This window comes from Phenylobacterium sp. (genome assembly GCF_030693805.1).
Lineage (GTDB): Bacteria > Pseudomonadota > Alphaproteobacteria > Caulobacterales > Caulobacteraceae > Phenylobacterium.
In genome coordinates this window covers 1-13476 of record NZ_JAUXZW010000432.1, presented here as the reverse complement: position 1 = coordinate 13476, position 13476 = coordinate 1, and the positions used below count along the sequence as shown (strand labels likewise).

The following is a 13476-nucleotide window of genomic DNA, read 5'->3' as shown; positions in this document are numbered from 1 at the left end:
CGCAACGTCCCCGGCGCGGGCTCAAGGCGCGGTGTCGGGGGTGGCGGCGGGCGCGGCGACCGCCTGGCGGCGCGCGCTGGCCCTCACCTTCTCGCTCTCGGACTTGAGCTGGCCGCAGGCGGCCAGGATGTCGCGGCCGCGCGGCGTGCGGATCGGCGAGGCGTAGCCGGCTCGGTTCAGCACCGCGGCGAACCGTTCGATCGTCCCCCAGTCTGAACACTCGTAGGTGCTGCCCGGCCAGGGGTTGAACGGGATCAGGTTGATCTTGGCCGGGATGCCGGCCAGCAGCCTGACCAGCGCCTTGGCCTCGGCGAGGCTGTCGTTGATCCCCTTCAGCATCACGTACTCGAAGGTCACGCGGCGGGCGTTCGACAGGCCCGGATAGGCGCGCACGCCGGCGATCAGCTCCGCGATCGGGTATTTTTTGTTCAGTGGCACCAGCACGTCGCGCAACGCGTCGTTGGTGGCGTGCAGCGAGATCGCCAGCATCGCCTGAGTCCGCGCGCCGAGGGCGGCGAGCTCGGGGACGACGCCCGATGTCGACACGGTGATCCGTCGCCGCGATAGCGCGATGCCCTCGTTGTCCGAGATGATGTCGATCGCGTCGGCGACGCCGCCCAGATTGTACAGCGGCTCGCCCATGCCCATGAACACAACGTTGGACAGCCGGCGATCCTCCTTGGGGCTCGGCCATTCGCCCAGGTCGTCGCGGGCCACCTGCACCTGGGCGACGATCTCGGCCGCGGTGAGGTTGCGGACCAGCGCCTGTGTGCCGGTGTGGCAGAAGGTGCAGTTGAGCGTGCAACCGACCTGGCTGGAGACGCAAAGCGCGCCCGCCCGGCCGACGTCGGGGATGTAGACCGTCTCGACCTCGATGCCCGGCGCGGTGCGGATCAGCCACTTGCGCGTGCCGTCACGGCTGACCTGACGCTCCACGACCTCGGGCCGCGCAACCACGAAGCGCTCGGCCAGCGCCGCGCGTGTCTCCTTGGCGATGTCGGTCATCCGGTCGAAGTCGGTGACGCCGTAGTGATGCATCCAGCGCCAGAGCTGGCCGGCGCGCATGCGGGCTTTCTCCGGGGGCACCGCTGCGGAAGACACCAGCGCCGCGGCCAGCGCCGGCCGCGTCAGCCCCGAAAGGTTGGGCCTGGCCTGGGCGGGTTCGCCCGCGGCGGCGCGCGAAAGGTCGAGGGTGACGCCCAAGGGTGAAGGGTCCGCGGGGTTGGAGGAAGCGGCAATATAGGGCCTGGGGCCCGCTGCGCCAAATCGGTCCGCGACGGCCCTGCCCGGCCCTTCCGCCGCCGCACACGCTGGGCTAGCGTCGCGCACTTTTTGCGCATGGGTGTGGTGATCAAGATGAAGGCTCTGCTGAGCAAGTCCCCGGGCGGCCCCGAGACCCTGGAGTTCGAGGACCTGCCGAGTCCGGTGGCGAGCGCGGGCCAGGCTGTGGTCAGCGTCAAGGCATGCGGGGTCAACTTCCCCGACGTGCTGATCATCGAGGACAAGTACCAGACCAAACCGCCCCGCCCGTTCGCGCCGGGCAGCGAGATCTCCGGCGTGGTCAAGCAGGTGGCCGACGGCGTCACCGCGGTGAAGGTCGGCGACCGCGTGCTGGCGGCGACGACCTTCGGCGGCATGGCGGAGGAGGTGGCGGTCAATGCATCGGCGCTGGTGAAAATCCCCGACGCCATGCCATTCGACGTCGCGTCCGCCTTCCTGCTGACCTACGGGACCTCGCATCACGCCCTGAACGAGCGCGGGAAGCTGAGGGCGGGCGAGACGCTGCTGGTGCTGGGCGCGGCGGGCGGCGTCGGGCTCGCAGCGGTGGAGATCGGCAAGGCCATGGGCGCGCGGGTGATCGCGGCCTGCTCCAGCCAGGAGAAGGTGGACTTGGCCAAGGCGCACGGCGCCGACGACGGCGTGGTCTATCCGCGTGGCCCGATCGACCGGGCCGGCCAGAAGGCGCTGTCGGAGCTGTTCAAGTCGGCCTGCGGCGCGGACGGTCCCGACGTGATCTACGACGCGGTGGGCGGGGACTATGCGGAGCCGGCGCTGCGCAGCATCAACTGGGAAGGCCGCTACCTGGTGATCGGTTTCGCGGCGGGCGATATCCCGCGGATCCCGCTGAACCTGCCGCTGCTGAAGGGATGCGACATCGTCGGCGTGTTCTGGGGCGACTGGATGCGCCGCGACCCGAAGGCGTTTTCGGCCAGCGTCCAGAACCTGCTCGGCATGTACGAGCGCGGCGCGCTGAAACCTCACGTCTCGGAGCGCTTCCCCCTGGCCAAAGCCGCTGACGCCATCACCCACCTGGCCAGCCGCAAGGCGATGGGCAAGGTGGTGGTGACCATGGGCGAGCCAGCCTGAGCCGTCAGGTCTCGCGCCGCATCCGGTCCAGCAGGCTGCGCGCCGCCTCGCGGTGGCGCGGCTTGAGGTTGCGCCCGACCACCGCCAGCAGGGCCGCGAACACCGCCGCGTCGTCGGTGAATCCGATGCCGGCGATGAAGTCGGGCACGGCATCGGTGGGCACGACGAAATAGGCCAGCGCCGCCAGCATCATGCCCTTCGCAGCCGGCGGCGTTTCGGCGTCGCGGGCGCAGAACCATACCGACAGCACCTCGCCGGCGAACGGGACGCGCGCGGCGACCTTGCGGAATTTCGGCCAGAAGCCTGTCGCCACGCGCTGTTCGTTCAGGCGGATCACCGCCGGCGTCAGCGCGCGATCGGGCGCGATCGGCCCCGTGGCGTCGAAAGGGTCGCCGTGGACGTCGCGGGATGCGTCGGTGTCAGCGGTCATCGTCCCCAGCCTTGCGCCTATAGGATGGGCGCTGCAAGCGAGGCCGCGCCAAGGCTTGATCGCGCTGACGCGCCGCACGTGCCGTGTCCAGTGCGCGCTTTACCTTCGGCCTGATTGAGGGTTCGTTGGGCGGCGGATGACAACAGGGCTGCGTCGATGATCGGCAGATGGGCTCAGCGGTTCGCCACCGCGATCGAACGCCCGGCCGCGGCCTACGGCCTGGTGGTCGCCGCCGTGGCGGCGGCGGTCGGCGTTCGGCTCCTCGCCGGGCTGTTGATCGCCGATCCCCCGACGTTCATGGCCTTCTTCCCGGCTGTGTTGTTCGCCACCCTGGTCGCCGGCGGCCGAGGCGGCCTGCTGGCCGTGGCGCTGAGCGTGGTCGCAGTGGTCGCCTTCTTCCTTCCGCACATCCCGGCGCACCGACTGTGGGCGACCCAGCATGTGCAGGCGGCGATGTTCGCCGGCACCGGGGTGATCATGGTGGCGATGGCCAGGGCGCTGCGCGCCGGCATCCTGCACGGGGTCACCGCCGAGGAGCGATTTCGGGCGGCGCAGGAACGCGCGCTGGACGCCTTCGTCATCGTCGACCCCGTGCGCATCGGCGGCAGAATCGTCGATTTCGTCTGGAGCTACGCCAACCCAGCCGCCGATCGGATGGCGCCGGCGGGGATCGACGGACTGACCGGCCGGCGCGTGCTGTCGGTGTTCTCCGGCGACGCCGGTCGAATGATATTCGAGCGCTATCTCGACCTTCACGCCAAGGGCGGGCCGGATCTGCTGGAGACGCAGCGGGTGATCGACGGGCAGGAGCGCTGGGTGCGCACCTCCGGCGTGCGGGTGCGCAACAGCCTGGCCGTCACCTTCCGTGACATCACCGAGGAGCGCCAGGCGGCCGAGGCGGTGCAGGCGGCGGAAGCGGAGGCGCGGCGCAGCCGTGACGAGTTCGAGCACATCGCCAACGCTACGCCGGTGATGATCTGGATGAGCGACGCGTCGACCCGTTGCACCTGGGTCAATCAGCGATGGCTGGACTTCAGCGGCCGGGAGATGGCGGCGGAGTTGGGCGTGGGCTGGATGGACCGCCTGCATCCCGATGATAAGGCGACCTGGAGGGCCAACTACGGCGAGTCGATCGCTCACAGCGACCCGTTCCACGCCCAGTACCGGCTGCTGCGTCACGATGGCGAATACCGCTGGATCGAGGGCTTCGCCGCGCCGCGCCTGGACGAACAGGGCGAGCTGATCGGCTACATCTGCAGCGCCGTGGACATCAACGACCGCAAGTCGGCGGAGGAGGCCCTGCATGCCGCCGCGGGCCGGATGCGCGCGTTGATGGAGGCCCTGCCGCAGATGATGTGGGCCAACCGGGCCGACGGCTACTGCGACTACCTGAGCACCCAGTGGCTGGCCTACACCGGCGGCCGCGCAGAGGATCATCTGGGCTTCGGCTGGCTAAACGCGATCCATCCCGAGGACCGCGACGACTGCCGCCGCGCCTGGGAGCAGGCGGTGGCCGGGACGCTGCCGTTCGACGTCGAGTATCGGATCCGCCGGCACGACGGCGTCTGGCGCTGGTTCCAGGGCCGCGCCGCAGCAGTGCGCGACAGCGAAGGACGGGCGACCCGCTGGTTCGGGTCCTCGTCGGACATCACCGAGATCGTCGAGGCCCGACGTGACCTGGAGACCCGCGTCGCCGAGCGCACCCGCGAACTGCAGGAGAGCCTGGAGGAGCGCGAGCGCACGGAAGCGGCCCTCGCCCAGGCCCAGCGGCTCGAGACCGTGGGCAGGCTCACCGGCGGTGTGGCGCATGACTTCAACAACCTGCTGACCGTGGTGATCGGCGGACTCGACATGATGCTGCGCACGCCGAACGACGCGGTGCGGGTCACGCGGCTGGGCGAGGCGGCCCTGGCGGCGGGCCGGCGCGGCGAACGGCTGACGAGGCAACTGCTGGCGTTCTCGCGTCGCCAGGAACTGAAGCTCGACGTCATGGACGTGGGCGCCCTGATCGCCCAGGTCGAGCCGCTGGTGCGCCGTGCCGCCGGCGAGGCCATCGAGCTGAGCGTGCGTACCGATCCCGCGACGGGCGCCAGCCGCCTGGACGGCGCCCAGTTCGAGGCTGCGTTGCTGAATCTGGTGGTGAACGCCGCCGACGCCATCGGCGCGGACGCCGGCCGCATCGAGATCGCCGTCGACAGGACCACGCTTCGCGACGGCGAGGCCGCGGGTGTGGCCGCCGGCGACTATGTCCGGGTCGCGGTGTCGGACAGCGGCGCCGGCATGTCGCCGGAAGTCCTGGAAAGGGTCTTCGAGCCGTTCTTCACCACCAAGGAAGTCGGCAAAGGCACTGGGCTCGGCCTCGCGCAGGTCTATGGCTTCGTCACCCAATGCGGTGGGGCGGTGACGATCGACAGCCAGGTCGGCCAGGGCGCGACGGTGACCTTGTTGCTGCCGGCCGTCGAAGCGCCGCCCAGCGTCATCGCGACGGCCGAGCCTCAGTCATTTTCCGCCGTGAGCACCCAGGGCGCCAAGGTCCTGCTGGTCGAGGACGACGTCGCGGTGCGCGCGATCGCCGAGGGCCTGCTGATCGAACTGGGCTGCGAGGTGCTGGCTGAAGCCGACGCCCCGTCGGCGCTGCGCCGGCTGGCCGAAGGCGGGCGCTTCGACGTGCTGATCTCCGACATCGTCATGCCGGGCGGGATGAGCGGCCTGGATTTGGCGCGCGCCGCACGGCAGGCGCGACCTGAACTGCCGATCCTTTTGACCACCGGCTACGCCGGCGAACACTGGGGGGACGCCGCGGCGGCGGCCGACTGGCCGATTCTGCGCAAACCTTTCCGCGCCGAACAGCTCGGCGCTGCGCTGCGCAAGGTTCTCGACTGGACCTCCGAGCCCGCCTGACCGCCCGTTAGCGGCGGCGCAGGCTGCCCAGCGCCCCGCGGATCAGCTCACGCCCCACCTGGCTGCCGATCGTGCGCAACAGCGACTTGGCGAACGCTTCCGCCATGCCCTGGCGTTGTGAGCGCGGCGCGGCGCGGGCCGCAGGCGCGCGAGCCTCGCGCGTCTGAGCCTGGGCGGGTGCAGCCTCCGCCGCCCGGGCCTGGACCTCGGCCTGGGCCTTGTCCGCCCTCGCGTGGAGCATCTCGTAGGCCGATTCACGGTCCTTCGCCTGGTTGTAGAGCCCGCCCACCGGACTGGCGGCGGTGATGGCCGCGCGCTCAGCGGGCAGCATCGGCCCCAGCCTCGAGGCCGGCGGGCGCACCAGGGTCTTCTGCACCACCGTGGGGGCGCCCTTCTCGTCCAGCACCGAGACCAGCGCCTCGCCGACGCCCAGCCCCTGGATGGTCTCGGCGGTGTCGAACGCCGGATTGGGACGGAACGAGCCCGACGCGGCCTTCAACCCCTTCTGCTCCGCCGGCGTGTAGGCGCGGAGCGCGTGCTGGATACGGTTGCCGAGCTGGCCCAGCACCGTCTCAGGGATGTCGGCCGGGTTCTGGGTGACGAAATAGATGCCGACGCCCTTGGAGCGGATCAGCCGCACCACCTGCTCGACCTTCTCGATCAGCGGCTTGGGCGCGTCGCGGAACAGCAGGTGCGCCTCGTCGAAGAAGAACGCGAGCCTGGGCTTTTCCGGATCGCCGACCTCGGGCAGCTCCTCGAACAGCTCCGACAGCAGCCACAGCAGGAAGGTCGCGTAGAGCCTGGGCGAATTGATCAGCTTGTCGGCCGCCAGCACATTGACGTAGCCGCGCCCGGAAGTGTCGGTGCGCATCAGGTCGCTGAGCGACAGGGCCGGTTCGCCGAACAGGTTGGTCCCGCCCTGGTTCTCCAGCACCAGCAGCTTGCGCTGTATGGTCGCCACCGTGGCCGGCGCGACGCCGCCGTACTTGGCGCCCAGCTCCGCCGAGTGCTCTGAAGCGTAGGTCAGCACCGCCTGCAGGTCCTTCAGGTCGACCAGCAGCAGGCCTTCATCGTCGGCGGCGCGGAACACCACGTTCATCGCCCCCTCCTGCACGTCGTTGAGCTCCAGCATCCGCGAGATCAGCAACGGGCCCATCTCCGACACCGTCGCGCGGATCGGATGGCCCTGTTCGCCGAACAGGTCCCAGAAGATCACCGGCGCCGCGGCGGGTTTGAGCTCCAGCCCCATGGTCGCGGCGCGGGCCAGCATCTTCTCGTTGGGCTGGCCGATCATGCCGATGCCCGATAGGTCGCCCTTCACGTCGGCGGCGAACACCGGGACGCCGGCGTCGGACAGTCCCTGAGCGATCACTTGCAGCGTCACGGTCTTGCCGGTGCCGGTGGCCCCCGCGACCAGGCCATGCCGGTTGGCGCGGTCCAGCCGTAAACACTCGAAATGATCGGAGAAGCCGATCACCACGCCGCCTTCTGGCGTCATCCGTAAAACCTCCGCTGGAACAGCGCCTACGCTATCTGCGGCGGATGGGCTCCGCCAGGGCGGATGGCAAGCCCAAGGATCATGGACGTCGACGATCGCAAGCATTGACCTTGGTCGCGCACAGGGCGAGTCTTCCGACGCATGCGCTCCACCGAATTCTCCGCCGTGTCCCGAGGTTCGTTGGTCCTCCTGGCCGTGATTGCAACGGGCGCCGCCCTGTACTGGCTCAGGGGCATACTGACCCCCCTGGCGCTGGCGGTGTTTCTGGCGGTGATGATCGACGGGTTCGCCCGCGTCCTGCATTCGCGCCTGCCGAAGCTGTCGCGCGTCGCCGCGCTGCCTGTGGCCATCGTGCTGTCGATCGTGCTGTTCGGGTGCACCGCCTGGGTGATCGCCGACAACGCCACCAGCTTCGTCAACCAGCTCATCACCTATTCGCCCAGGCTCAACGGCCTGATCGCCAGGGTCGCGGGCATGGTCGGCATCGACGTTCCGCCCTCGATCGACCAATTGTTCGCGCAGCTCAATCCGACCCGCTACCTGGGCGACGTCGCCCGCGCGCTGCAGGACTTCGCGTCGAACGCCATCTTCATCATGGTCTATCTGGGCTTCATCATCGCCTCGCGGCGGGGCTTCGAGCGCAAGATCGTCGGCCTGTTCCCCCAGCGCGAGCGGCGCCAGGAGGCGGTGGACGCCTTCCTGCGCATCCGCGACGGGGTCGAACAGTATCTGTGGGTCCAGACCGTCACCGGCCTGATGATCGCCATCGCCTCCTGGCTGGCGATGACCGCCATCGGCCTCGACAACGCGATCTTCTGGTCGTTCCTGATCTTCATCGCCTCCTACATCCCGGTGATCGGCGGGCTGGTCGGCATCCTCGCGCCGCCGCTGTTCGCCCTCGTGCAGTTCGAGACCTTCTGGCAGGCCATCGTCCTGCTGGTGGTGCTGCAGACCTCCCAGTTCATCGTCGGCAACGTCGTGCAACCGCGCATGCAGGGCCGCAGCCTGAACATAGATCCGGTGGTGGTGCTGCTGGCGCTGGCGCTGTGGGGCGCGCTGTGGGGGCTGGCCGGCATGTTCCTGTCCACGCCGCTGACGGTGATGCTGATGGTGATCCTGGCGCAGTTCGAGGGCACCCGCTGGCTGGCGGTGCTGCTGTCGGCGGACGGCGATCCCAACCGTCTGCGCGACCGCGTCGTCGGCGCGACCCCGGACCAACCTGATCCGCCGACGCCGCCGACGACGCGCCGTCCACGTAAAAAGAGCGTGATTGAGAGCGCCAAATGATCGCAGAACGCCTATGTGAGGCGAGCTGGAACCTTCAAAAGCCAGCGAACGGCGTCTGTCCCCCAAGCCCGCGGACGCCGCGAGTCCCGCCGACCCCCGACGGCGGAACCATACGCCGCCGGACACTCTCCTCCGGCGGCGTAGTCGCGTCTGGAGCCGTAACGCACGGAGAATGGGTGCGGCGGGCATGAGCCGCGCGCCACGCGCTACGGCCAACGCCGCCCAAACTCTGCGAGACGCGCTGAATACGGCGCTTGGCGACGACGCAGCAGCGGCCGCTTCCTTCGCAGACCAGGCGGCCCGGGACGACTCGCCCGAGGACTTCCCCCACCATGACCCCAAGGCGCTGGCCGCGGACCTGGCGGACTTCTGGCGCTTCGGCGACAAGCGGCGTGGACGCAAACCCTCCCTGCGCGTGCTGCCGGCGAGCGGCGCCAACGGCGCGGCCTTCGATCGCCTGGAGATCGTCCAGGACGACTCACCGTTCCTGGTCCGTAGCGTGATGGGCGAGATCGCCGAGCAGGGCCTGTCGATCCGCGCCCTGTTCCACCCCGTCGTCGAGGTGCGTCGCGACCGCGCCGGCGCCCGCGCGACCAGCGGCGCGATCAAGCGCGAGTCGATGATCCAGGTGGTGCTGGACGCCGTCGGCGGCGACCGCGAGGCGGCGTTGATCGAGGGGGTCCAGGCGACGCTCGCCGATGTCCATGCCGCGGTCGACGACTTCAAGCCGATGCTGGCCCTGGTTGGCGCGACGCTGGCCGAGCTCAAGCAGCGGCCCGGCCCGCACGGCGACGCCGCCGAAGAGGCGGCCTTCCTCGAATGGCTGCAGGCCGACCACTTCGTGTTCCTCGGCGCGCGCACCTACGCCTACCCTCGCGGCAAGGACGGCGCCCTCGCCCCCGAAGAGCCGCTGTACCAGGCCGAAAGCGGCCTCGGAATCCTGCGCGATCCCGAACGCACGGTGCTGAGGCGCACCAACGAGCCGGCGGTGCTGGCCGGGCAAGTCGGCGCGCGCCTGGCGCGCGAGCCCGCGGTGACGGTCGCCAAGTCCAACCTGCGCACCCGCGTGCATCGCCGCGGCCACCTCGATTACGTCAGCGTCAAGCGTTACGACGCCGAGAACCGCCCGATCGGCGAGACCCGGTTCGTCGGCCTGTTCACGGCCGAGGCCTACGACCACTCGGCGATCGAGACTCCGCTGGTGCGCGGCAAGATCGCCCAGGTGTTGCGCCGCTCGGGCGCCGTCCCCGGCAGCCACAACGAGAGCCGCCTGAAGACCATCGTCGAAGGCTATCCTCGCGATGAGCTGTTCCAGATCGGCGAGACCGAGCTGCTGCGCACCGCGCTGGGGGTCCTGCACCTCTACGACCGGCCGCGGGTGAAGTTGTTCGAGCGCCGCGATCCCTTCGACCGTTTCGCCTCGATCCTGCTGTTCGTGCCGCGCGAGCGCTATGATTCGGACCTGCAGCGTACGGCGGGCGAAATCCTCGCCGAGGCTTATGGCGGGCGAGTGTCGGCGGTCTATCCGACCTTCCTCGACGCGCCGCTGGCGCGCATCCACTTCATCATCGGCTTCACCCCGCGCGAGCATGCCAAGCCCGATCTGCGCGCCGTCGAGACCCGCATCGCCGAAGCCGCTCGCACCTGGGGCGACCGTTTCGAGAGCGCCGCACGGGTCAGTTACGCCGATCCGCAGACCCTCGCGGGATTGCTGACCCGCTATGCCGAGGCTTTTCCTGCCGGATACCGCGACCGCTATGTCGCCGCTGAGGCGCTCGAGGACCTCGCGGTGATCGAAAGCCTGACGCCGGACGAGCCGATCCGCGCCCGCGCCGCCCGCGATCCCGGCGATCCGAACACCCGGTTCCGGTTCAAGCTGTACCGGCCAGACGTGCCCGCGCCGCTGTCGGACGTGCTGCCGATCCTCGAGAACATGGGCCTGCGCACGCTGGTCGAGGAAGGCTATCCGATCCGCCCCGCGGACGGTCGCACGGTATGGGTGCACGACTTCCAGATCGAGGACCAGCGCGGCGAGCATCTGGTGTTCTCCGACCTGAAGGCCGCCTTCGAGGACACCGTGGTCGCGGTGTGGAGCGGCCGCACCGAGAACGACGGCTTCAACCGGATGGTGCTGGAGCTGTCGATCCCCTGGCGCGAAGCGGCGCTGATCCGCGCGCTCGCCCGCCACCGCCAGCAAACCGGCCTCGATCCAGGTCACCGTGTGCAGGAACAAGCGCTGTCCGACCACCCCGGCGTCGCCCGCCTGATCCTGGACATGTTCCGCACCAAGTTCGACCCCGCGATCAGCGTCTCCACCGCCGACCGCGTGGCCCAGGCTCGCGCGGTGATGGCCGAGATCACCGAGGCGCTGCAGCTCGTCCAAAGCCTGGACGACGACCGCGTGCTGCGCCGCCTGGCGCTGTTGGTCGACGCTGCGGTGCGCACCAACTTCTACCAGTCGGGTCCCGATGGCGGACCCAAGCCCTACATCAGCTTCAAGGTGGCCAGCCGTCAGGTCGCCGACCTGCCAGCGCCCAAGCCCTACCGCGAGATCTTCGTCTGGGGCGTTGGCGTCGAGGGCGTTCATCTGCGTTTCGGGCCTGTGGCCCGCGGCGGTCTGCGCTGGTCGGACCGGCGCGACGACTTCCGCACCGAGGTGCTGGGGCTGGCCAAGGCCCAGCAGGTGAAGAACGCGGTGATCGTGCCCGTGGGCTCCAAGGGCGGCTTCTATCCCAAGCAACTGCCCCGGGCCGGTGCGCCCGACCAGATCCGCGCCGAGGGCGTGCGCGCCTACACCACCTTCCTGCAGGGCCTGCTGGACATCACCGACAACCTGACGCCTGAAGGCCAGGTGGTGCGCCCGTCCGATGTCATCGCCCACGACGACGACGATCCCTACCTGGTGGTCGCCGCCGACAAGGGCACGGCGAGCTTCTCCGACATCGCCAACGGCGTCGCCGAATCCTATGGCTTCTGGCTGGGCGACGCCTTCGCCTCGGGCGGCTCGGCGGGCTACGACCACAAGGTGATGGCGATCACCGCGCGCGGCGCGTGGGAAGCGGCCAAGCGCCACTTCCGCGAGCTAGGCAAGGATATCCAGGCCGAGCCGTTCTCGGTCATCGGCGTGGGCGACATGTCGGGCGACGTGTTCGGCAACGGCATTCTGTTGTCGCGGCAAATCCAGCTCAAGGTCGCCTTCGACCACCGGCACATCTTCTTCGATCCCACCCCGGACCCCGAAACCTCCTGGCAGGAGCGCAAACGGCTCTTCGACCTGCCCCGGTCATCCTGGGACGACTACGACCGCAAATTGATATCGGCGGGCGGCGGGGTGTTCTCACGTACGCTCAAGGTGATCCCGCTAAGCGAGCAGGTGCAGGCGCTGCTGGGCGTCGAGGCGGCGTCGCTGGGACCGGCGGAGCTGATCTCGGCGATCCTCAAGGCCCAGGCCGAGATGCTCTACCTTGGCGGCATTGGGACGTATGTGAAGGCTCGTTCGGAAACCAATCCGGACGTCGGCGACAAGGCCAACGACGCTGTGCGGGTGAACGGCCGCGACCTGCGCTGCCGGGTGGTCGTCGAGGGTGCGAACCTGGGCTTCACCCAACGCGGCCGCATCGAATTCGCTCTGGCGGGCGGACGGATCGACACCGACGCCATCGACAATTCGGCCGGCGTCGACTGCTCGGACCATGAGGTGAACATCAAGATCGTCACCGGCGCCTTGGAGCGATCAGGCAAGCTGACCCGCAAGCGCCGCGACGCCCTGCTCCGCTCGATGACCGACGAGGTCGCCGACCACGTCCTGGCGCACAACTACGACCAGACCCTGGCGCTGTCGCTGATGCAGCTCGACAGCGTCGTCGAGCTGGACCCGCAGGCGCGCTTCATGGTCGAGCTGGAGACCGCTGGCCGCCTCGACCGAGCGGTGGAGTCCCTCCCCGACGCCATCGAGATCGAAGCGCGGCGCCAGGCCGGAAGCGGCCTGAGCCGCCCGGAACTGGCGGTGATGCTGGCCTACGGAAAGCTGGAGCTGTCGCGCGAACTCGTCGATTCGCCGGCGCCCGACGACGACTACTTCGACCGCATGCTGCTGGACTATTTCCCCAAGCCGCTGCGGCGTTATGACGACACCATCCAGCGCCACCGCCTGCGGCGCGAGATCATCGCCACATCGATCTCCAACGACCTGGTCAACCGCTGCGGTCCGACCTTCGCCAGCCGCCTGCAAGTGGCCGCCGACTGCGACGTCGCCTCCCTTGCAGCCGGCTACGAGGCGGCGCGCGTGGTGCTGGACCTCGAGCGCGTCTGGGCCAGCACCGCCGCGCTGGATGGCAAGGCCGACGCCCACGGGCAGCTCGCGACGTTCCAGACGCTGACGCGGGCGCTGCGCGGCAAGACCTTCTGGCTGGCCAGGCGCGCAGGGCGCGAACGTCTGGGCGCGGCGGCGCTGATCCATCGCTACGGACCAGGCTTGAAGGAGCTGCGCGGCCTGATCGTCGACCTGCTCTCGCCGGTCGAACGCGCGGCCCTCGACGCCCGGGTAGCGGATCTGACCGGCAAGGGCGCCCCCGAACCGCTGGCGCGCCAAGCGGCCAGCCTGCTGCCGCTGACCACCGCCGCCGACCTGGTGGACCTCGCGCAGGCGTCCAGTTGGCCGCTGGCCAATGTGGCGCGACTCTATCACCAGCTCGGCGAAGTCTTCGCCTTCGACCGTCTGCGCTCGGCGGTCGGCGGCCACACCGCCGGGGACCACTTCGAGCGCATCGCCGTGCGCCGCCTGGTCGAGGACCTGCTGGCCGAGCAGACCGAGCTCACCCGCGCGGTGATGACTTTCGCCGGAAGTCCACAGGCTGGCGAAGACGCCAACAGCGCCCGGCACGCGGCGACCTCCTGGTCGGCGCTGCGCCGCGAGGCGGCGGCCTCCGCCACACGCACCATCGAGGAGATCGAGGCGGCGCCCGGCGGCTGGAGCTTCGCCAAGCTGACGATC

The 13476-nt window shown here is 69.7% G+C and carries 7 protein-coding genes; 4 read left to right on the top strand and 3 right to left on the bottom strand.

Annotated features, from left to right (window positions below; all coding sequences use genetic code 11):
- Window positions 1–21: 21 nt before the first annotated feature.
- Window positions 22–1203, bottom strand: a complete 1182-nt coding sequence (rlmN, locus tag Q8M88_RS17265) for a 23S rRNA (adenine(2503)-C(2))-methyltransferase RlmN (RefSeq protein ID WP_305598390.1) — start codon at window positions 1201–1203, stop codon at window positions 22–24.
- Window positions 1204–1356: 153 nt separating this feature from the next.
- Here rlmN and Q8M88_RS17260 point away from each other — a divergent pair, with 153 nt between their 5' ends.
- Window positions 1357–2367, top strand: coding sequence for an NADPH:quinone oxidoreductase family protein (locus Q8M88_RS17260; protein WP_305598389.1), 1011 nt, complete (start codon window positions 1357–1359; stop codon window positions 2365–2367).
- Window positions 2368–2371: 4 nt separating this feature from the next.
- Here Q8M88_RS17260 and Q8M88_RS17255 read toward each other — a convergent pair whose 3' ends face one another.
- Window positions 2372–2797 (bottom strand): YkvA family protein, encoded by a 426-nt coding sequence (locus Q8M88_RS17255; protein ID WP_305598388.1) that lies wholly within the window; start codon window positions 2795–2797, stop codon window positions 2372–2374.
- A 156-nt stretch (window positions 2798–2953) separates the two neighbouring features.
- Between Q8M88_RS17255 and Q8M88_RS17250 the strand changes: the two genes are divergently transcribed.
- Window positions 2954–5698 (top strand): PAS domain-containing sensor histidine kinase, encoded by a 2745-nt coding sequence (locus Q8M88_RS17250; RefSeq protein WP_305598387.1) that lies wholly within the window; start codon window positions 2954–2956, stop codon window positions 5696–5698.
- 7 nt (window positions 5699–5705) lie between these two features.
- Here Q8M88_RS17250 and Q8M88_RS17245 read toward each other — a convergent pair whose 3' ends face one another.
- The gene (locus Q8M88_RS17245; protein WP_305598386.1) at window positions 5706–7196 is read right to left on the bottom strand and encodes a helicase HerA-like C-terminal domain-containing protein; all 1491 of its coding nucleotides are present in this window, start codon (window positions 7194–7196) and stop codon (window positions 5706–5708) included.
- A gap of 141 nt (window positions 7197–7337) precedes the next feature.
- Between Q8M88_RS17245 and Q8M88_RS17240 the strand changes: the two genes are divergently transcribed.
- Window positions 7338–8483 carry an AI-2E family transporter gene (locus Q8M88_RS17240; RefSeq protein WP_305598385.1) on the top strand — a complete coding sequence of 382 codons (1146 nt, stop codon included), beginning with the start codon at window positions 7338–7340 and terminating at the stop codon, window positions 8481–8483.
- Between the two features lie 187 nt (window positions 8484–8670).
- Window positions 8671–13476 (top strand): NAD-glutamate dehydrogenase (locus Q8M88_RS17235; protein ID WP_305598384.1); only part of this gene is annotated, 4806 nt, incomplete at its 3' end.

What these genes read in the sequence shown, in the direction of transcription:
- Q8M88_RS17245 (WP_305598386.1), bottom strand. Translation starts at nt 7,196, where the DNA reads ATGACGCCAGAAGGCGGCGTGGTGATCGGCTTCTCCGATCATTTCGAG.
- Q8M88_RS17250 (WP_305598387.1), top strand. Translation starts at nt 2,954, where the DNA reads ATGATCGGCAGATGGGCTCAGCGGTTCGCCACCGCGATCGAACGCCCG.
- Q8M88_RS17255 (WP_305598388.1), bottom strand. Translation starts at nt 2,797, where the DNA reads ATGACCGCTGACACCGACGCATCCCGCGACGTCCACGGCGACCCTTTC.
- Q8M88_RS17240 (WP_305598385.1), top strand. Translation starts at nt 7,338, where the DNA reads ATGCGCTCCACCGAATTCTCCGCCGTGTCCCGAGGTTCGTTGGTCCTC.
- Q8M88_RS17260 (WP_305598389.1), top strand. Translation starts at nt 1,357, where the DNA reads ATGAAGGCTCTGCTGAGCAAGTCCCCGGGCGGCCCCGAGACCCTGGAG.